The organism is Acidovorax sp. ACV02 (genome assembly GCF_014851475.1).
Lineage (GTDB): Bacteria > Pseudomonadota > Gammaproteobacteria > Burkholderiales > Burkholderiaceae_C > Acidovorax > Acidovorax delafieldii.
Genome location: NZ_JACUZU010000002.1, coordinates 442,383 through 463,017, shown reverse-complemented (window position 1 = coordinate 463,017; position 20,635 = coordinate 442,383). Strand labels below are relative to the sequence as shown.

At 63.3% G+C, this 20,635-nt stretch carries 17 protein-coding genes; 13 read left to right on the top strand and 4 right to left on the bottom strand.

The window, feature by feature from the left end; genetic code table 11:
• Positions 1–98: 98 nt before the first annotated feature.
• Positions 99–2,360 carry a cation-translocating P-type ATPase gene (locus IB236_RS06010; RefSeq protein WP_192419416.1) on the bottom strand — a complete coding sequence of 754 codons (2,262 nt, stop codon included), beginning with the start codon at positions 2,358–2,360 and terminating at the stop codon, positions 99–101.
• 436 nt (positions 2,361–2,796) lie between these two features.
• Between IB236_RS06010 and IB236_RS06005 the strand changes: the two genes are divergently transcribed.
• A complete protein-coding gene (locus tag IB236_RS06005) occupies positions 2,797–3,003 on the top strand; it encodes a heavy-metal-associated domain-containing protein (RefSeq protein WP_192419414.1) in 207 nt (68 codons plus the stop codon).
• A 36-nt stretch (positions 3,004–3,039) separates the two neighbouring features.
• The gene (gene cueR / locus IB236_RS06000; RefSeq protein ID WP_370539885.1) at positions 3,040–3,558 is read left to right on the top strand and encodes a Cu(I)-responsive transcriptional regulator; all 519 of its coding nucleotides are present in this window, start codon (positions 3,040–3,042) and stop codon (positions 3,556–3,558) included.
• Between the two features lie 65 nt (positions 3,559–3,623).
• Here cueR and IB236_RS05995 read toward each other — a convergent pair whose 3' ends face one another.
• Complete coding sequence (locus tag IB236_RS05995) at positions 3,624–4,481, bottom strand: TetR/AcrR family transcriptional regulator (protein ID WP_225580985.1); 858 nt, start codon at positions 4,479–4,481, stop codon at positions 3,624–3,626.
• 155 nt (positions 4,482–4,636) lie between these two features.
• Here IB236_RS05995 and IB236_RS05990 point away from each other — a divergent pair, with 155 nt between their 5' ends.
• The 10 genes from IB236_RS05990 to IB236_RS05945 all read left to right on the top strand — a co-directional run bounded on the left by IB236_RS05990 (position 4,637) and on the right by IB236_RS05945 (position 16,356).
• The gene (locus tag IB236_RS05990; RefSeq protein WP_108500294.1) at positions 4,637–5,479 is read left to right on the top strand and encodes an ABC transporter ATP-binding protein; all 843 of its coding nucleotides are present in this window, start codon (positions 4,637–4,639) and stop codon (positions 5,477–5,479) included.
• On the top strand, positions 5,476–6,366 hold the full coding sequence (locus tag IB236_RS05985; RefSeq protein WP_056056932.1) for a branched-chain amino acid ABC transporter permease: 891 nt from the start codon (positions 5,476–5,478) through the stop codon (positions 6,364–6,366). Before IB236_RS05990 ends, IB236_RS05985 begins: the two co-directional genes overlap by 4 nt.
• 176 nt (positions 6,367–6,542) lie before the next feature.
• Positions 6,543–7,580: a branched-chain amino acid ABC transporter permease gene (locus tag IB236_RS05980; protein WP_192419412.1), complete on the top strand. Its 1,038-nt coding sequence runs from the start codon at positions 6,543–6,545 to the stop codon at positions 7,578–7,580.
• Positions 7,581–7,865: 285 nt separating this feature from the next.
• The gene (locus IB236_RS05975) at positions 7,866–9,047 is read left to right on the top strand and encodes an ABC transporter substrate-binding protein (RefSeq protein WP_192419410.1); all 1,182 of its coding nucleotides are present in this window, start codon (positions 7,866–7,868) and stop codon (positions 9,045–9,047) included.
• A 13-nt stretch (positions 9,048–9,060) separates the two neighbouring features.
• Positions 9,061–9,879, top strand: coding sequence for an ABC transporter ATP-binding protein (locus IB236_RS05970; protein WP_056742497.1), 819 nt, complete (start codon positions 9,061–9,063; stop codon positions 9,877–9,879).
• Positions 9,876–11,678, top strand: coding sequence for a long-chain fatty acid--CoA ligase (locus IB236_RS05965; RefSeq protein WP_192419408.1), 1,803 nt, complete (start codon positions 9,876–9,878; stop codon positions 11,676–11,678). The genes IB236_RS05970 and IB236_RS05965 overlap by 4 nt, the downstream gene beginning before the upstream one ends.
• Before the next feature lie 86 nt (positions 11,679–11,764).
• Positions 11,765–12,598 carry an enoyl-CoA hydratase/isomerase family protein gene (locus tag IB236_RS05960; protein WP_225580984.1) on the top strand — a complete coding sequence of 278 codons (834 nt, stop codon included), beginning with the start codon at positions 11,765–11,767 and terminating at the stop codon, positions 12,596–12,598.
• A 164-nt stretch (positions 12,599–12,762) separates the two neighbouring features.
• The gene (locus IB236_RS05955; RefSeq protein ID WP_192419406.1) at positions 12,763–13,536 is read left to right on the top strand and encodes a pirin family protein; all 774 of its coding nucleotides are present in this window, start codon (positions 12,763–12,765) and stop codon (positions 13,534–13,536) included.
• A gap of 32 nt (positions 13,537–13,568) precedes the next feature.
• Positions 13,569–14,312 carry a gamma-glutamylcyclotransferase gene (locus IB236_RS05950; protein ID WP_146870423.1) on the top strand — a complete coding sequence of 248 codons (744 nt, stop codon included), beginning with the start codon at positions 13,569–13,571 and terminating at the stop codon, positions 14,310–14,312.
• A gap of 187 nt (positions 14,313–14,499) precedes the next feature.
• The gene (locus IB236_RS05945) at positions 14,500–16,356 is read left to right on the top strand and encodes a beta-galactosidase (protein WP_056742506.1); all 1,857 of its coding nucleotides are present in this window, start codon (positions 14,500–14,502) and stop codon (positions 16,354–16,356) included.
• A gap of 55 nt (positions 16,357–16,411) precedes the next feature.
• Here the strand turns inward: IB236_RS05945 and IB236_RS05940 are convergent, their stop codons facing one another.
• On the bottom strand, positions 16,412–17,419 hold the full coding sequence (locus IB236_RS05940; RefSeq protein WP_082564841.1) for an acyltransferase: 1,008 nt from the start codon (positions 17,417–17,419) through the stop codon (positions 16,412–16,414).
• 71 nt (positions 17,420–17,490) lie between these two features.
• Positions 17,491–18,546, bottom strand: coding sequence for a recombination-associated protein RdgC (locus IB236_RS05935; RefSeq protein ID WP_056742511.1), 1,056 nt, complete (start codon positions 18,544–18,546; stop codon positions 17,491–17,493).
• A gap of 334 nt (positions 18,547–18,880) precedes the next feature.
• Here IB236_RS05935 and IB236_RS05930 point away from each other — a divergent pair, with 334 nt between their 5' ends.
• Positions 18,881–19,453 carry a Spy/CpxP family protein refolding chaperone gene (locus tag IB236_RS05930; protein WP_056742512.1) on the top strand — a complete coding sequence of 191 codons (573 nt, stop codon included), beginning with the start codon at positions 18,881–18,883 and terminating at the stop codon, positions 19,451–19,453.
• Positions 19,454–20,635: the final 1,182 nt, after the last annotated feature.

The window sequence follows — 20,635 nt, the reverse complement described above, 5'->3', positions numbered from 1 at the left end:
GCTATGCCAATGCGGTCGCCGCACCTCCCCCGAGGCGACGGATTCGCAACAAATCGTTGCAGTTTGCCAGACATCGATGACCGTGCTGTACGTATTTATCACATGCGCCACCGCTTGAGTAGAAGGGCATTCGCCATCACGCTGACCGAACTCAGCGCCATGGCCGCGCCCGCCACCACCGGGTTCAGGTAACCCAGCGCCGCCAGCGGAATGCCCGCCACGTTGTATGCAAACGCCCAGAACAGGTTCTGGCGGATCTTCATCACCGTGCGGTGCGAAATATCCAGCGCCGCCGCCACCAGCATCGGGTCGCCGCGCATCAGCGTAATGCCTGCTGCGTGCATGGCCACATCCGTGCCATTGCCCATGGCCATGCCCACATCGGCCGCCGCCAGCGCGGGGGCATCGTTAACGCCGTCGCCCACCATCGCCACATGATGGTGCTTGCCATCGGTGCCCTGTTGCAACGCAGCCACCTTGGCCGCCTTGTCGCCCGGCAGCACCTCGGCCATCACCTCGCCCGCAGCCGGGTCCAGCCCCAGGCGACGGGCCATGGCCTCGGCCGCGCCCCGGTTGTCGCCCGACACCATCACGGTGCGAATGCCGCGCGCCTTGAGCGCCGCCAAAGCTTCGCGCGCGCCCGGCTTGGGCTCGTCGCCAAAGGCCATCAATGCCCGCAGCGCCAACCCTTCCGTGACCCGCTGGGCCACGGCGGACACCGTGGCGCCTTCGCGCTGCAACGCCTCCGCGCGGTCTGACAACGGGCCCAGTGCCACCCCCAGCTCCTGCATCCAGCGCAGGCTGCCCACCAGGTAGCTCTGGCCGTCCACCTCGCCCTCGGTGCCGCGCCCGGGCACGGCGCGCACGTCCTGCGCGGTGGCCACGTGGATCTGCCGCTCGCCCGCAGCCGCCACCACCGCGCGCGCCAGGGGGTGTTCGCTACCGCTTTGCACTGCGGCCACGGCCGCCATCACCGCCGTATCGTCCAGACCCGGCACCACCTCAAACGCCGTGAGCCGGGGCTGGCCCACGGTCAGCGTGCCGGTCTTGTCAAAGGCTACCGTGTCCACCTTGTGCGCCAGCTCCAGCGCCTGCACGTCCTTGATCAGGATGCCGTGTTTGGCCGCCACGCCCGTGCCCGCCATGATGGCCGCGGGCGTGGCCAGCCCCAGCGCACAGGGGCAGGCAATCACCATCACGGCCACGGCGTGGATCAGCGCCGCCTCCAGCCCCGCACCCATGGCCAGCCAGCCCGCCAGGGTCACCAGCGCCACCACCAGCACCACCGGCACAAAAATGGCCGACACCTGGTCCACCAGCCGCTGGATGGGCGCCTTGGCCGCCTGGGCGTCTTCCACCAGCCGGATGATCTGGGCCAACACCGTCTCGGCGCCCACGGCCGTCACCGCCATCACGATGCGGCCATCGCCGTTGATCGAACCGCCCGTGAGCGCTGCACCCACATCGCGCGCCACCGGCAGGGGCTCGCCCGTCAACATCGATTCGTCCACCTGCGTGTGGCCCTCATGCACCGTGCCATCCACCGGGATGCGTTCACCCGGCCGCACCACCAGCCGGTCGCCCACCAGCACCTCAGACACCGGCACATCCACCTCGCCCTGCTTGGTCAGCAAATGCACCACATCGGGCCGCAGCGCATGCAGCGCACGGATGGCCGCCGTGGTCTGGCGCTTGGCGCGCGCCTCCAGCCACTTGCCCAGCAGCACCAGCGTGACCACCACGGCCGAGGCCTCAAAGTACAGATGCGGCACATGCCCCGGGTGGTCTGAGGGCGCCGTGAGCCACAGCCACATCGACAGGCCCCAGCCCGCACTGGTGCCCAGCGCCACCAGCAAGTCCATGTTGCCGCTCAGCGCCTTGGCCGCATGCCAGCCCGCCTTGTAAAACCGTGCCCCCAGGATGAACTGCACCGGCGTGGCCAGCACAAACTGCACCCAGGCCGGCAGCATCCAGTGCTGGCCGAACAGGTCACCGATCATGGGCAGCACCAGCGGCGCCGACAGCAGCAGGCCAAGGCCCACAGGTAAAAAGCCGGCCCAGGGCGACAAGTCCTCCGGAGCATCCTCCTGCCCCGCCGCACGCGGCTCGTAGCCCGCATTGCGCACCGCGCGGCGCAGCACCGCCTCCATGGCCGCAGCATCAGCGCCCACCTGCGTGACAAAGGCAATGCGCGCAGACTCGGTCGCAAGATTGACCGAGGCCTCCTGCACGCCCGGCACCTTGCGCAGCGCGCGCTCCACACGGCCCACGCAGCTTGCGCAGGTCATGCCAGAAATGCCCAGGTCCAGCGAGTGCACAGACCCGGGCGCGGTGTTGGGGGGGGTGGTGATGGTGTTCATGGCCGGGATGCTGATCCTTGACGTGATGGCAAGGTCAAGCATTGATATTGATCAACCCTCACATCATGAGTGTCTTGAACGGCGTTTGACTCTGCCACGATGTCAAGCTTCAACATTCGCTTCGGTCGCATCCACGGCCATTTTTCAGAGCCTGTTTACGATCTCGCAGGGGATCGCGTTGGAGCGCAATCGGGATGAGTGGATGCTTCGGTTGCGCTGCATGGGCCTATGCCCATGCAAGCAACCGGGGCGTCCAATCGCCCGATTTCGCTCCAACCCTTCGGGCAGTGGTTTTTGCGGGCGGTCTGCGGCGTTGCGGCGCTTGTGGATAGCCGAGCTATCCACTGCGCCCCGCGCCTTGCAGTCCATCCCGCAAAAACCACTGCGCGACCCCTGGGAGATCGTAAACAGGCTCTTAACCCAACAAGGACACACCATGGCAACCACCACCACGACTTTCCAAGTGCAGGGCATGACCTGCGGCCACTGCGAACGCGCCGTCACCCAGGCCGTGCAGCAGATAGATCCCAACGCCCAGGTGCGCATCGACCGCGCCAGCGGCAAGGTGGACGTGGACAGCACCGCCCCCCGCGAGGCCCTGGCCGCCGCCATTGCCGAAGAAGGCTACACCGTCGCGGCCTGAGCGCCACGCCACCACGCACCCAGCGAGGGCCACACCATGACCATGCCCCATTCCCCCGATGCCGCGCCGACCACGCGCGCCAAGGCCACAGCGCCCCGCCCCATCGCCTGGCCTGTGCCCATCGGCGTCGCTGCCAAGCGCGCACGCATCTCGGCGCGCATGGTGCGGCACTACGAATCGCTGGGCCTCATCAACGGCGTGGCGCGCACCGACAGCGGCTACCGCCAGTACACCGAGGCCGACGTACACGCCCTGCACTTCATCCGCCGCAGCCGTGACCTCGGCTTTTCGATGGAAGAAATCGCCGAGCTGCTGGGCCTGTGGCACGACCGCAGCCGCGCCAGCAGCCAGGTCAAACGCATCGCGCAGCAGCATATCGACGACCTGAGCGAACGCATCGCCCAGATGCAGGCCATGCAGCGCAGCCTGCAAACGCTGGTGTCCTGCTGCCAGGGCAACGACCGGCCGGACTGCCCCATCCTGGACGATCTGGCAGCGGGGCAGGCAGAACACCACATGCCCAGGATTCCGCGCAAGACGCTACCAAATCAATAGCTACTCGCACATGTTCGACTAGCGCTTGGAGCGGTTTTTCTTTGAAATCTGTATGGGAAGGCCCGTCAGGCACCACCCAAACGCGCTGGAGCCTTGACCTTGCCAACTGCCGTTTTGCGGCGGGGTGCGGTCGCTGGCGCGGCCCCCGTGTCCGCGGCTGAAACCGGGGCCTGCGCAGACCGCCGCAGCACCCCATCACACAGCGTCGCAATGCACTGCTGCGCCACCTGCTCGGGCGTGTATTCGCCATCGGGCTGGTACCAGCGGCCGATCCAGCTGAGCGCTCCGGCAATCACAAAGGCCGTCATCTTCGGATCGCAGGGCTGCAGCGATCCTTCAGCCACACCCTCGGCCACGAGGCGGCGGAACTCCTGGTCGATGGCGGACTTGAGGCGGCGCAGCTCCTTGCGGCTTTCGGGGGGCAGCTGCTCATCGCCCACACGGATCAGGCACATGCCGAAGTCCATGGTGACGATGCGCGCATACACCTGCATGCAGGTCATGAGCTGGTCAATGGCCTTGCCGCCCGCAGCGCGCGAGGCATCAATCCCCTCCAGCATCATCGTGAGGCCCTTGCTCACGCACTGCAGCAGGATCTCGTCCTTGTTCTTCACGTAGTAGTACAGCGTGGGCTTGGTCACGTTCAGGCGCGCGGCGATGTCGTCGAGCGACGTCGCGTGAAAGCCCCGCTCATTGAACAACTGGGCCGCTGCCTGCAGCACGGCATTGCGCTTGGCCTCGCGCTGGCGCTCGCGGTGTGACACCGGGGGCCAGGGAGAAGCCGCGGCGGTCGGGGCGGGCGTGTCCTTGGCCTGCTTGGCCGCTTTGACCGGCGTGGCTCGCTTGGCAGCGGGTGGCGAAGACGGGGCTGCGGCGGTGGCGGTGGCGCTGCGGCGGCGGGGTGCCACTTTGGCGTGGGGCATGGATGGCAGTTCCTCGGGAAAGTACGGATGCTGATGAGGGTCGCGGCTTCCAGAATCTACTTGCGAGTAAACAGTTTACGCACAAGTAGGAAATTTCTGCTGGGTTCCATCGAAATTTCTGTCAAAAGCTGCAGTCAACCCGTATTAGAAAGCCAATGGAGACAACCCCTTCCGGCCCCGCTGCTGCCACGCCCCTGCTGCAGGTGCAGGGCGTGACCCTGGCGTTCGGTGGCGTGAAGGCGCTGACCGGCGTAGGCTTTGACGTGCAGCCCGGCTCCATCACCGCCGTCATTGGCCCCAACGGTGCGGGCAAGACCTCGCTGTTCAACACCATTTCGGGCTTTTACCGGCCCAGCCAGGGCTCGATCCGCTTTCAGGGGCAGGACATCACCCGCGTGCCCGCGCCGCAGCGCGCCAAGCTGGGCCTGGGCCGCAGCTTTCAGAACATCGCGCTGTTTCGCGGCATGACGGTGCTCGACAACATCAAGCTGGGCCGCCACGCGCACCTCAAAACCAACGTGCTCGACGCGCTGCTGTACTTCGGCCGCGCCCGACGCGAAGAGGCCGAACTGCGCCGCGACATCGAGGAGCGCATCATCGACTTCCTCGAAATCGACCACATCCGCCACGCACCCGTCTCGGCCCTGCCCTACGGCCTGCAAAAGCGCGTGGAAATGGCCCGCGCGCTCGCCATGCAGCCGCAGATCCTGATGCTGGACGAACCCGTGGCCGGCATGAACCGTGAAGAGACCGAAGACATGGCGCGCTTCATCCTTGACGTGCGCGAGGAGTGGGGCGTGACGGTGCTCATGGTCGAACACGACATGGGCATGGTGATGGACCTGTCGGACCACGTGGTAGTGCTCAACTTCGGCCAGGTCATCGCACAAGGCACGCCCGCACAGGTGCAGGCGGACCCCGAAGTCATCCGCGCCTACCTGGGCGCGGGCGACGTGGGCGACCTGCGTGCCAAGCTGCAGGGAGTGACCACCGCATGACCGGCAACTTCGACTGGGCCTACCTGTTTGAGATCAGCCTCACCGGCATCGCCGGTGGCGGTCTCTACGCACTGGCCGCACTGGCTTTCGTCATGGTCTACAAGGCCACCCGCGTGGTCAACATTGCCATTGGCGAGCTGCTGATGGTGGGCGCGTACCTGTTCTTCACCTTTGCATCAATGTTTGCGCTGCCGCTGTGGCTGGCCATCCCCGCCGCCGTGCTGGGCACGGGCCTGCTGGGCGCGGTGATCGAGCGCACCATGATCCGCCCGCTGCTGGGCGAACCGCCGATTTCCGTCTTCATGGTCACCGTGGGCCTGGCCTCAGTGCTGGTGGGCTTGGTGGAAATGATCTGGACGGCAGACCAGCGCCGCCTACCCGACTTCATGCCCACGCAGCCCATCATGGTGGGGGATGCCTTCCTCGCGCCCAAGGTGTTCTGGGGCGCCGTGATCGCCATCGTGTTCATCGCGGCAGTGCTGGTGGTGTTCCGCTTCTGGCGCGGCGGCGTGGCCCTGCGTGCCACGGCCAGCGACCAGGCCGCCGCGTACTCGGTGGGCATCAACGTGCCGCGTGTTTTCTCGCTGGCCTGGGTGGCCTCGGCCATGCTGGCTGCCATCTCCGGGATCATCGTTGGCTCGATTGGCGGCATCTCGTCCAGCATGGGCGTGTTCGGTCTGTCGGTGCTGGTGGTGGTCATCGTGGGCGGGCTCGACAGCGTGCTGGGCGCGCTCGTCGGCGGCATCCTCATCGGCCTGATCGAGGCGCTGGCCGGGGCCTACCTGGGTGGCGAATACAAGCTGCTGGCCACGTTCATCGTGCTGGTGGCCGTGCTGCTGGTGCGGCCTTACGGCCTGTTCGGCACCCACGAAATCGAGAGACTATGAAACACCCCCTGCGCCGCTTCGCGTCTTCCCCCTCAAGGGGGACACCGCCGGTGGCCCGGCAAAGCCGGTTCCCCGGCGGTCACTCGCATGGCCTGCTCCGCGGCCTTTCGCACAACGGCTTGGCACAGGCCAGGCTGACGATGCCAAAACACATCTGCGCCTTGGAGGCTTGATCCATGCGCATCGGAACCCTCAAGGAAACCTACATCGCCGACGCGGCGCTGTTCGACTCTCGCACGCAAAAAGTGTGGCTGGCCGTGGGCGCTGCGCTGCTGGTGCTGTTCCCCTTCATGGCCAGCGACTACTGGCTTTACCTGGCCTGCCTGGTCAGCATCAATGTGGCCAGCGCCACGGGGCTCAACATCCTCACGGGCTACACGGGGCTGGTCAGCCTGGGGCAGGCCGCCTTCATGGGCCTGGGGGCTTACACGGTGGCCGTGCTGGAAACCAAGGTGGGCACGCCCTTTGTGCTCAACCTGCTGGCAGGTGGCTTTGTCGCCATGCTGGGCGGCATCGTGGTGGGCATTCCTTCGCTGCGCGTGAAGGGGCTGTACCTGGCGATTGCCACCATTGCCGCATCGTTCATCGCGCACTTCATCTTTGCCAACTGGAAGTTCACCGGCGGCACCGGTGGCCTGAGCGTGCCGCCCGCCAAGCTGTTTGGCATGGCGCTCGACACATCGTTCCGCCTGTACTGGCTCATCGTGCCGGTCACCCTCCTAATGCTGCTGGGCGCGGCCAACCTGTTTCGCACGCGCGTGGGCCGTGCCTTCATCGCGATTCGCGACCGCGACATCTCGGCCGAGGTGCTGGGCATTCCGCTGCTGCGCTACAAGCTGCTGTCGTTTGGCCTGTCGTCGTTCTACGCGGGCGTGGCGGGAGGACTGTGGGCCTACTTCTTTCGCGTGGTCACGCCCGAGAGCTTTCCGCTGCTCATGTCCATCTTCTTCCTCGCGGCCATCATCGTCGGCGGCATGGGCTCCATCCTGGGCGGCTTCCTGGGCGCGGTGTTCATGACCATGGTGCCCGAGCTGCTCAAGCTCGTGGTGGACCTGATGCCCGGCGGCAGCGAACTCACCGTGTTCCTCTCGCCCGTGCGCACGGTCATCTTTGGCCTGCTCATCATCGGTTTTCTCGCCTTCGAGCCCCATGGCCTGGCCGAAGTGTGGCGGCGCGTCCGTCGTTTCTTCCATCTCTGGCCTTTCCGAAACTGAGAGCCTATTGGTAGCCATTTCATGGGGTACGCATGACAACACACAGTCACGATCTAGGCGCCCGTCGCAGCGCATGCTGGCGGCCTGGGCAAGGCGGGGAACGACGAGCGTGGCTGTGTGCTGTCATGCCCGAAGGGTTGCCCCGCAGAGGTAGCGTCTGCAGCGTTGCCCATCCTCGCTGCACATCAGTGCAGCTTGCGGTGGGCGCCTTGCATCCACTGCCTCTGCGGGGCAACGTACCCCATGAAATGGCTATCAATAGGCTCTAACCCACAGGAGACAACCATGGACACACAACGCACTTCCTTCCAGCGCCGCCAACTCTTGCTCGGAGCCGCTGGCGCCGCAGCCCTCACCAGCCCGCTGTCGGTGCTGGCCCAAGGCGCTGAAGAGATCGTGATCGGCGGCTCCATCCCGCTCACCGGCGTGTTCGCGTTTGCGGGCGTGGGCATCAACGCGGGCATGGGCGACTACGTGAAGATGCTCAATGACGCGGGCGGCATCAAGGGCCGCAAGGTCAAGTACGTGCCCGAGGACACGGGCTACAAGGTCGATGTGTCGGTGGCTGCGTTCAAGAAGATCACCAGCCAGAACAAGGTCAACCTCTACTACGGCGACTCCACGGGCTTCTCCAAAACCATCAACCCCGAGCTGGACCGCAACGGCAACATCCTGATGGCCGGCGCGTCGTTTGCCACCGAACTCAACGACCCCAAGAAGTACCCCAACCAGTTCCTCGTGGGCCCCGACTACACCGAGATGTTCGGCATCCTGCTCAAGCACATCGCCAAGGAAAAGCCTGGTGCCAAGGTGGCCTTCGTGTACTCCGATTCGGAATTCGGCCGCGACCCCATCGAGTCCAGCGAAGCCATGGCCAAGCAGCTGGGCCTGTCAGTGCCCATCAAGATCATGACGCCCGCCGGCAGCGTGGACGTGTCCACCGAGGTCATCAAGCTGCGCCGCGCAGCCCCGGACTACACCATCTTTCACGGCTACATCCTCGCGCCCATCCCCGAGTTCATCACCCAGGGCAAGCAGCAGGGCATGACCAGCAAGTGGATGGGCACCTTCTGGACCATGGACAGCTCCACCGTCATGAAGATGGGCGAAGCCGCCGACGGCTTCATGGGTGTAATGCCGTATCGCTACTACTACGACACCGAGAAGGCGCCCATGCTGGAGAAGATTCGCGCCCTGCGGCCCGAGTACCAGAGCACGGCCTACATCCAGGGCTTCCTGGCCGCGATGCTGTTCACCGAGGCAGCCAAGCGCACGCTGGACGCTGGCAAGCCCCTCACAGGCCCCAACCTGAAGGCCGCGCTCAACTCCATCAAGGACTTCGACACGGGCGGGCTGATCGGCGTGCCAATCACCATCAGCGGGAATTCGATCCCCGTGGGCCGTGTGTACCGCGCCGACATGAAGGCGCAGAAGATGGTCGCGGCATCGGACTGGATCAAACTCTGACACTGCCTGCGCCATGACCCAGCCAACCCCGGCCCACGTCCTCGAAGTCAACAATATCGAGGTCATCTACAACAAGGTAGTGCAGGCCCTGCGCGGCCTGTCGCTGGCTGTGCCGCGCGGGCAGATCGTGGCGCTGCTGGGCAGCAATGGGGCGGGCAAAAGCACCACGCTCAAGGCCATCTCGGGCCTGCTGGCACTGGAGGATGGTGTGGTCGAAAGCGGCAGCATCCACTTCAATGGCCAGCCCACGGCCGCCGTGGCCCCGCAGCAGCTGGTGCGCAACGGTCTGAGCCATGTGATGGAAGGCCGCCGCGTGTTTGAAGACCTGACGGTCGAAGAGAACCTGGTGGCCGCCACCTATGCGCTCACGGGGCGCAGCGGTGCAACGCCCGATTTCGACCTGGTCTACAGCTACTTTCCGCGCCTGCATGAGCGGCGCAAGGGCCTGGCCGGGTACCTGTCGGGTGGCGAGCAGCAGATGCTGGCGATTGGCCGCGCGCTGATTGCGCAGCCCCAGCTCATCCTGCTCGACGAGCCCTCGCTGGGCTTGTCTCCCAAGCTCGTCGAAGACATCTTCACCATCATCGCGCGCATCAATGCCGAGCGCGGCACCAGCATGCTGCTGGTGGAGCAGAACGCCACCGTGGCCCTGGCCGTGGCGCACCGGGGCTACATCATGGAGAACGGCAAGATCGTGATCGACGGCACGGCCGAGCGCCTGGCCAACGACCCGGACGTGCGCGAGTTCTACCTTGGCATGGGCGGTGGTGGCGAGGCGAAAAGCTTCAAGGACATCAAGCACTACAAGCGTCGCAAACGCTGGCTGTCATGAGCACACTCCCCGACCTCACCCTGCCCCAGATGCTGCGCGAGCGCGCACGCACCGACGCGCAGCGCATTGCCATCCGGCAAAAGGACTTCGGTATCTGGAAGCCCTTCACCTGGGCGCAGTACCACCAGCGTGCCAGCCACTTCGGCCTGGGGCTGCGCGCTCTGGGCCTGCCTGCGGGCGGGCATGTGGGCGTGATCTCCGAGAACCGCATCGAATGGGTGCTGGCACAGATGGGCGCAGGCCTGGTGGGCGCCGTGACCGTGGGTGTGTACCCCACCAGCCCCACCAACGAAGTGGCCTATGTGGTCGGCCATGCTGACATCGAGATCATGGTCTGCGAAGACCAGGAACAAACCGACAAGCTGCTGGCCGCGCTGCCCGATCTGCCGCGCCTGAAAAAGATCGTGGTCATGGAGACCAAGGGCCTGCGCAGCTTTGCGCCCGAGGTGCGGCAGTTCATTACCACCTTTGACGAGGTGGAACGGCTGGGCGAGGCGTCGGGCCAACAAGCCATCATCGACGATGCTCTGGCACGCCAGCGGCTCGACGATGTGGGCCTGATGATCTACACCTCAGGCTCCACCGGCAAGCCCAAGGGCGCGATGATTTCGTACCGCAACATCCGGGGCGTGGTGCCGGGCATCGTGGACCGGCTGGAGCTGTCGCAAGGCACCACCCACCTGTCGTACCTGCCGCTGTGCCATGTGGCCGAGCAGATGCTGACCAGCTTTGTGCCGGTGTACATCGGCTCGCAGGTGAACTTTGGCGAGTCCATCCGCACGGTGCAGGAAGACCTGCGCGAAGTCGCGCCCACCATGTTCCTGGGCGTGCCGCGCATCTGGGAAAAGCTGCACGCGGCCATCCACATCAAGCTGCAAGAGACCGGTGGCTTGCGCCGCGCGCTGTTCCACAAGGCCTACAACGCCTGCAAGCCGCTGGCCGACAAGCCGCGCAGTGCCTGGAGCGCTGCCGACAAGCTGACTTTTGCCGCCAGCTACTGGCTGGTGTTCCGCGCGCTGCAGAACTTCATCGGCCTGCGCAATGCGCACGTCGCGCTCACGGGGGCCGCGCCCATTCCGCCCGACGTGGTGCGGTTCTTTCGCGTGCTGGGTGTGCCGCTCATCGAGGTGTATGGCCTGACCGAATCCACCGGCATGGTCACGGGCCACCGGCTCGATCATGTGGTGGTGGGCACCGTGGGCGTGCCCACGCAGGGCGTGGAGCACCGCATTGCGGACAACGGTGAGCTGCAATTGCGAGGCGACATGGTGTTTGCGGGTTATTACAAGAACCCCGAGGCCACGGCCAGCAGCATCGTGGATGGCTGGCTGCACACGGGCGACGTGGTGCGTGAATCGCAAGGCCAGATCCAGATCGTGGACCGCCTCAAGGACATCATGATCACGGCGGGTGGCAAGAACCTCACGCCGTCCGAGATCGAGAACACGATGAAGGGCAGCCCCTTCATCAAGGAATGCATCATCGTGGCCGAGGCGCGCAAGTTCGTCGGCGCGCTGGTGATGATCGACTACGAGACCGTGGGCAAATGGGCCGAGGCGCGGCGCATTCCGTTCACGCACTTTCGCTCGCTGGTGGAGCACCCCGAGGTGCGTGGCCTCATCGACGCCGAAATCAACCAGGGCAACCAGCGCCTCGCGCAGGTCTCGCAGATCCGCAAGTTCCACCTGCTGACCAAGGAGCTGGACCACGACGACGGCGAGGTGACCGCGACGATGAAGGTGCGCCGCGCAAGCATCTACAAAACCTATGCGGCCGAGATCGAGGCGCTGTACCAATAGCCCAGGGCTCGGCGCATTGGAACCCACTTACTATCAAAACAGGAGCTGATAGCGCAATATCCACTAGCGCTTGAAGCGGATTTGACATGAAAAATACCGCCACAGACCCTGCAGCAGCCGCTACCGCACCGTCCGCGCCCGCCCCACAGCCGCCCCTGCTGCTGGAGCGCCACGGCGCCATCGCCACGCTGCGCTTCAACCGGCCCGAGGCACTCAACGCCATCGACGTGCCCATGGCCAATGCCTTCCTCGCCGCCGTGCAGTCCATCGCTGCCGACCCCGGTGTGCGGGCCGTGGTGCTGCGTGGCAACGGCCGGGGCTTCATGGCCGGGGGCGACCTGGCCACGCTGCGCGCGGACCCGGTGCAGGGCGCCATCGACATCCTCACGCCGCTGAACCAGGCACTGCTGCTGCTGGCGCAGATGAACGCGCCCGTCATCGCGCAGGTGCACGGTGCGGCCGCCGGCGCGGGCTTGAGCCTGGTGCTGATGGCCGACTACGTGATCGCTGCCGAAGGCACACGCTTCAACTTGGCCTACATCAACCTCGGCACCAGCTGCGACGTGGGTGCATCGTGGGCGCTTCCGCGCATCGTGGGCGTGCGCCAAGCGCTGGAGATTGCGCTGCTGGGCGAGGCCTTCACCGCGGACGATGCGCTGCGCCTGGGCCTCGTCAACCGCGTGGTGCCCGGCGCCGAGCTGGACAGTGCCACCACCGCCCTCGCCCAGCGCCTGGCCAGCGGTCCCACACTGGCCTACGGTGCAATGAAGCGCCTGATGCGCGCGTCGATGGACCACACGCTGCCCGAGCAACTGGCCGCTGAAAAAGACGCCTTTGTGCACTGCGCGGGCACCGAGGACTTCCGCGCGGGGGTGGAGGCGTTTCACCAGCGCCAGAGCCCGCAGTTTGTGGGGCGGTAGTCCGACACTCCTTCTCCACAACCCCTGTTGCGCCACGGCCGCCCTGCGCAGGCATTGGTCACGATTCCAGAACACTCCGTTTGCCCGCCCCGGGTTTATGCCGGCGCCGAGGCCGTCTACAGTTCACGCAGTGTCACCACTGGGTGCGCAAAAGACAAATCCCCATGATCACCGTCCGCCCCTCCTCCGAACGGGGCCGGTCCTCCACCGGCTGGCTGCACAGCGCCCACAGCTTTTCGTTTGGCGACTACTTCGACCTGCGCCACCAGGGCCATGGCAACCTGCTGGTGCTCAACGATGACACAGTGGCGCCCGGCAAAGGCTTTGGCACGCATGGGCACCGCGACATGGAGATCGTGAGCTACGTACTCGACGGCGCCCTGGCCCACCAGGACAACCTGCACGAACGCACCGGCCAACAACCTGGCGGCCCAGCGGCCTCGGGGGCGCCAGTGGCTGATTCGGCGGAGGCCCCTACCGGCATCCTGCACCCGGGCGACGTACAGCGCATGAGCGCCGGCTGGGGCGTGCGCCACAGCGAATTCAATGCGCTGCCCGACCAGCCCACCCATTTCCTGCAGATCTGGATCAAGCCCCTGTTCACAGGCATCCGCCCCAGCTACGCACAAAAACACTTCCCGCCCGCAGACCGCCGGGGCCGCCTGGTGCGCATTGCCTCGCGCCGGGGAGAGGACGGCTCGGTGACCATGAACGCCGACGCCTCCATCTGGGCAGGCCTGCTGGATGGCAGCGAAACCGCCACCCAAGTGCTGAACCCTGAACGCCTGGCCTATGTGCACGTGGCGCGGGGGGCGGTGCAGGTCAACGGCATCGCGCTGTCTGGTGGCGATGGCGCCTCGCTGGACGGCGAAAACACGCTGACCCTGCACGACGGCCACCACGCCGAGGTGCTGGTGTTTGACCTGGCGCGGCGTTGAAACGCGTCACCCCAGCGCATGGAACTGGCACTATGACCCCCGACGAAGCCTTCCTTCACCTGCCTGAGCTGCAAGGCCGGCTGACCCCCGCCCATGCCTCAGGCCTGCGCCTCACCGACGAGGTGCTGGCCGAGTGGGACGCCCAGGCGCGCTGCCAGGGCCTGCCCGCCCACTGGCGCCTGCCAGATAACGAGGTTGAGCAATCCCGCCGCGAGGTGCTTTCCACCATCACCTCCGAGCAGCAGGATCTGTGGGTGTTTGCCTATGGCTCGCTGATGTGGAACCCAGGCTTTCACTTTGGCGAAGTGCGCCGCGCCTGCCTGCCCGGCTTTGCACGCCGCTTTGCCCTGAGCACCACCATCGGCCGGGGCACTCCCGATTGCCCGGGCCTGGTGCTGACCTTGCAGCGCACGGGCGACGAAGAGCCACAGGGCTGCGAGGGCCTGGCATTCCGCATCCCGGCGCCTCTGGTGGAGGACGAGTCCCGCATGCTGTGGCGGCGCGAGATGATCACCGGCGCCTACTGCCCGCAACTGCTGCCCCTGCCAACGCCCCAGGGCGAGGTGCAGGCGCTGGTGCTGGTCGCCAACACGGCCCATACCCATTACCGGGCTAATCTGTCGCTGCAGGCCACGGCCGCGATCATTGCCACCGCCTGCGGGCGCATCGGCAGCAACCGGGACTACCTGGAGCAGCTGGTGCGGCAGTGTGGGGTGCTGGGAATCACCGATCCCTACGTACACAGGCTATCCGCCATGGTGCGGGCCGCACACTGAAAGCCCCCCGCTGACCGGTCTGTGCAAGGGAGCCATCGCGGCCGTGTGTGCCCCAGGCCGGCCAGCAGTTCATGGAACAATGGAAAAATCGCCCCGGTTGACCAGAATGCCTGGCTCAACCGACGGACTCCTCTCTCCGGGTCCCACGCGGCCACCAAAGCGCCCGGGTCCTTTCGCCAGTGATTCCATGAAAAAAATCCTTCGTACCGCAGCCGTCCTGTTTTCTCTGGTTGCCTCGGTCTGCCATGCGGCTCCGGCATCTCCCGTGTCCAGCATCATCGTGATGCCGTGGGACCTGAACCAGAACAAGAACCTGCCCAGTGAACTCAAGGCCCAGGGTGTGAGCCATGCAACGGTGTATCTCAACTGGTCCGACATCGAGAGCCGCAAGGGACAGTACGACTTTGCCCACTACCACCGCTATGTGGATGCCATCGTCCAGGGCGGACTGTCGCTGCTGCTGGTGATAGACATGGGCGGACGCCCCTACAAGGACGAAACCGGGCAGATCGTCCCCAACCTGTCCACCGTGCCCCGATGGATTGTTGCGGCACACCCGGACATGGCCATGCGCAATTTCTCAGGCGAGGCAAGCTGGCAGCCCGACTTCGCAGATCCTGCGGTCAGAAAGTACGCTGACCCGTTCATCGCGCAAACGGTAGAGCATTTTTCCAAACGCTACCCAGGCAAGGTGCTGGGCTACGCCATCGGCCTTCAGGAAGAACACGAAATCAAGTACGGCCAGATGGGCTACCAGTGGAGAGACTACAAAGACTCCACACAGCAAGCGTTCGCCAAAAAATACAACGCCAAGCAACCGGTCATCAACTACAACAACAACATAGCCGCAGGCGTGCCGAAGGCAGAGCCACTGCTGCATGCCCACAAGGAATTCCGAGAGGCCCGCCTGCAGGAAGCCACCTGCGCCTATGCCAACGTGATCCGCAGCAAAGGCGCAGAGGCCATCGGCTATTTTGCTGAAACCTTCACATCGCACGACGCCATCTACGCCACCGGCATCGTGGAAAAACTGGCCCCCTGCATCGACATCGCCGTCATCGATTTCAATTTCTACGATGGCTATGGCCTGGTGGCCGATTCCGACGTATTGCCGACGCTGGCCAACTACATGGGTTCGCTGGGCTACAAGAAAGTCATGGTCGGCGCCTATGCAGAACGCTGGGAGGCCGCCAAGAAAACCCAAGAGCTGATGCCCGTCATCCGACGCTCTATTGCCCAGTCGCTATCGCAAGCCCACGTGATAGGGTATGAGATCGGGGGATTCCAGCACCAGGCAAATGGCGGCGCGCTGGCCAGTCTGGAGATGGTCAAGCTCAATGCTTCCACTCCCAAGCCCCTCCCCGCCACATCCGGCAAGCCCGTCGGGCAAATCAAGATCGGCATCCTCGGCTCCACCACCAACTTCCATGTGTGGCACGGAGAACGAAGCGCTGGCAGAAACCCCCACCGCGATGCGCTGTTCGCGTCCTACAAAATCCTGAGCCAAGAGCCAGGGATGGACGTTCACATCATCGGCGAAAAGAACCTGTTGCAGGACGACCCCATCATCCAGCAACTCGACGCCATCCTGGTCCCCCACCAAGCGGCCATGCCACAGAGCATCAAGGCCAAACTCACCACTTACTGGAAAAATGGCGGAGCACTCATTCAGGACATGCGTCTGGGTGAGTTTGACGAAAATGGCAAACCCACCTTTGACTGGATGCATGAGGTGTTTGGGATTGCCAATGTTGAGTGGAAAAAGCGGGGGGGTATCTTTCTTATCGATGGAAAGGTTTACCGGCTCAAAACTTCGAAGACTCTGTACACCAGCTATGCGTCCATTACTCCGCGCGCTGGCTACACGCTGGTCGCTACGGAGCTTCTGCAGAAAGAGCAGGGGATCATGGTGAAAGGTGAAAGAACTTTGGCCTTCGGCTTCATGCCACAGTTGGTGGAAGACGAAACCCGGGATGTTTGGAGAAAATTGTTTGTACGCGAAATCAACAAGACAGTGAAATCAGGGTCTTCCGCGTCAAAGTAAATACACATCTAATATCGTCAAATTGATGTGCAATCGGGTTGATTGCACATTCTTTTTAAGCGACCTTCTCAGTGCGCCGCTTTGCCATTCTTATAAAAGGCTGCTCAATAAATCGATGGCTTAGATAAGCAAGCACAACGGTAATCACAACAGAAATAATTACCACCATTGATCTCTTTTCGACCACCTGCGCTACAGAGACTATAACTGGATAGTGAATCAGGTAAAACGAATAGGAAATATCAGACAGAACATTGACAAATTTCGGATTCTGATAATTTGTATCCTTAAGTATCAGAAACAGCGCCGTTACCCCAAAACCAGTGATGAACACCGGATCCGGAAAATGCTGCTTCCAGGATGATGACAAAACCACGGTGATCAAGAAGACTGCAAACAATCCTGCCTTGTCGAACTTCGGCTTCTTGATGGCAATATAGGCACCGAAGAAGAAAAACGGCAACTGGCTGATGAAGCTATTGTTAACGAAGAAGAACCTGGCGTTCGAATCCAGCCCTTTGTAGATCGACAGGTCGGACCATCCCAGAAAAAGCCATCCATATGAAATTGCCATGAACAGGAATGTCATTTTCAAAGGGTGCTTCGCGAAATTTGCAGCGCATAGGAAGGCGATGACATACCACGCCAACTCTATGGTCAGTGTCCAGCTAACAAACAGCGCATTGTATTTGTAGTAATAATCAGGAAACAGGTGCTGCAGGAAGCTCAGATGCGCCAACAGCGCTTTGATATCAAGCCCCTCCAGCGTCAACTGATTGAATACCAAAGAAAACACCAAAAACCAAAAAATATACGCCGGATAAATTCTAAAAAATCTGTGAATAAAATAATCTCTTGCCGAATACCGGATAGCACTGAGAATAATTAAATATCCACTGATGACAAAAAATATCTGCACCCCCAGCCACCCACCAAGATGTGCAAAAAAAGGCAGGAAGGTTATGTTAGCGCCCGAGTGAAGATGGTGCACAAAAACCAAAGCGACAGCTAAAGCTCTTAGCGTCTCTATGGAAGAATTTTTCTGATATTGAGAATTATCCATTTTTAATTAATCTTCTGGCATTAATACCTACGCCAATGGCCTAAACGATAGGCGGATCAGCTGGATGTTTGTCAAAAGGGCGCCGCATCTGGATCTGAATCCACCGGCGCCTGTTCCGGCCCAGTTATCACGCCGCCGCCCTTGCGTGACGGTGTTGACGCCGCAGTTCGCACAACTGCCCGAGGCGCATGTACGGCTTCCCCTTCCGACGCAACCGCCTGCGCCGCACCAGCCACTCCACTCTCGGTCTCCCCCCCCAGCGCCTCGATCAGGTCCGGAATCAGCTTGACCAGCTCGCCCGTGGCAATCGCCACGTCAGTGTCAAACCCGCCCTCGTCCGCCTTGGTGCCTTCAAACACCGTGTCCAGGAACGACACCTTCTTGATCTGCAGGCCTTCGGTGAGCATGAAGCTCACGCGGTCGTCCCAGGTGAGGGCGAGCTTGGTGGGCAGCTTGCCGGCGTCGATGTGGGCCTGCACCTCCTCGATGTCCAATGGGTGGCGGGCGTAGCGCACCACGGCTTTTTCCTCGTTGGCGCTTTTGAGTTCGCACTCGCGGTCCACCGTGAAGCCCACGGGTGGCTCCTGCTCCTTGAGCCAGTGGGCCATGGCGGCCTGAGGGCTGGTCTGGGTGTCGAGCAGCGACACCGACAGACCCGGCAGCGATTCGACCAGCAAGGTCACCACTTCATCGGCACGGCCTTGGGCTGACGTGTCCAGCACCAGCAGGCGCGAGGCTGTATCGATCCAGATCCACATCGAGCCCTGCTTGGTGAAGGCCATGGGCAGCAGGTCCAGCTTGGCCTCGTCTTTCAGCTCCTTGCTCTCCTTCTTGCCGGGCTTGCGGCCGGTTTCCTTTTCGATGCGTTCGGCCTTTTCCTTGACCTTGCGCGCCAGCACGCTGCCGGGCAACACCTTGGTCTCGACCATGAAACGCAGGATCCACTGCCCGCCCACCGATTCGACCAAGGGGCCATGTAGTTCACCCCGGGGGGGCACCCAGCCCAGCGACTTCTCTTGCGTGGCGCCACATTCCTGGAACGGGGCCTTGGCCAGGGCGTCCTCTACTTGCGTCAGCTCGACCTGCCATTGCGGAGCAATGCGGTACACGATCATGTTCTTGAACACGGAAAACCTTTGGTTGGGGTCGCTGCGGACAACGACACGGACACGGAACCCGCCATTGTCGGCGGTCGCCACCCAGGCGCCGGGCCGCTAGGGCACAGGCATCCCTTGAGGGACTAAAAACGCTACACAATCAATAGCAAACAAGGCATATGCCACTGGCGCATCGCCGACTATTTGCTCAAAATTATCTCGGAGGCCACTTTGCAAGCGTTCGCTGCAACTTTACACAGCCTCACCCAACGCGCACCGTGGCGATACGTGGGCGGCAGACACTGGACTCCAATCGCTGAAACGGTCGTTGCAGCGAGCTCACCACCGCGAAAGGACTCCCACCATGGCATCCCGTTTCTCCCACCACATCTCTCACCGCATTGCCGCCACCGCCCTGCTCGCCGCCATGGCGTTGCCTGTACTGGCCCAGCAGCCCCCAGCTGCGCCTGCGGCATCCCCCACAGCCCCCGCCAAGGCCGCCGAAGGCCGCCATGAACGCCACCATGGCGACATGGCCCAGCGCCATGCCAAGCGGCTGGCAGACCTCAAGGCCCAGCTCAAGCTGACGCCTGCACAGGAATCCGCTTGGACCACCTTCACCACCGCCATGCAACCCGGCGAACGCCCCGCCCGCCTGGACCGCCAGGACATGGACAAGCTGACCACGCCGGAACGCATCGACCGCATGCGGGCCCTGCGCGCTCAGCACGCTGCCGAAGCCGACCGCCGTGGCGAGGCCACCAAGGCCTTCTATGCGACGCTGACGCCCGAGCAGCAAAAGACCTTTGACGCCCAGGCCCACCGGGGCCACCCCATGGGTGGCATGCGGGGTGGCGAGGGCCGCCACGGGCACGGCGACCACCACGGCGGCATGCGCGGGGGCGAAGGCCGTCCGGCCCCCGCTCCGGCCAAATAAGGCCCCCCGGCCAGGCTGACAGGCGCTAAGGCGCACACCCGCCAACCCGGCGTTCTTCACAGAACGCCGGGTTTTTTTGTTGTGGTGGCCAGCCCATGGGGAGCAGCGAATGGCAGCATGCGACGCAGCTGTGGATAACTCTGGGCACAGTTCTGGCACAACCGGGCAGTTATCCACACAAAAATCCGACACCCGAAAGTTGTTGTCGGTGAGCCCCGCACTTTGTGCGAGCCGCCCCACACACTTTGCAGCGACGCAAGTACGCGCCAGCATTGAAGAAAAGACGCTTGTCCACACAAACAGGCGTTCTCTACTACTACTGCTATTTATATATAAAGCTATTAAAGAATAACCAGAACTCCAACTCCGGGGTACCCATCACACGCCTGCGACGTGCGGTTCTGCTTGTGGGGGCCTGTCTGCACGGACATCACCACCAGGCCGTGGTGACGACAGCTCAGCCTGCCCTGCGGATCACTCAGGTCCTCTTGGGAACCCACAGGCGGTCGTTGACTGCACGAAACGGCTTTGCGGCCTGGTACGAGGGATGTGCTGTGCCAAGGTCCTGTGCGCTACATCGACCATCGTCTGGGCAGGTTCTGACCGCCTCACTGGCGCCCCCCAAGCCCCTGCAGCACCGGAAGCGGAGCGTCACATCTGCCTCAATGCTATCAATTAGAGAGCAAAAAAGGCATACGGCCGTAGCGCTACGGGTCGTTTTGATTGAACTTCTTGCTGCCCACGCGCCCGGTGCGTAAAACTGGGGATAGTTTTGGCACAACCGGGGGCTTATCCACAGAAAAGTGCGATGCGCCGCTTTTGTCCCCGCTCGGGCGACAACGGGAGCAGGGCTGGGTGCACAGGGTTGGCAGCGGGCTAAGTGCTTGCCAGCGCTGGCAAAAATACAGTTGTCCACACGCCAGGCCGCCCTCTACTACTACGACTATGTATTTATAAAAGAAATAAGAAGAAGACAGAGAACAACTGGGGCCACGCACACGGCGGGGGTGAATGGAGGGGCACCGACATACCGGGTGTACCCGCCCCAACCGGGATGAACGAGGGGATCTGGAGACGTCCAGAAGGCCGTGGAGGGCCTTAGGCGCAAAAGCAGGCCCAGGGGGCCGAAACGTACCCACAGGTTCCTCACGGAGCTTCTGGGGCCCTCAGGAGGGAGTCAGG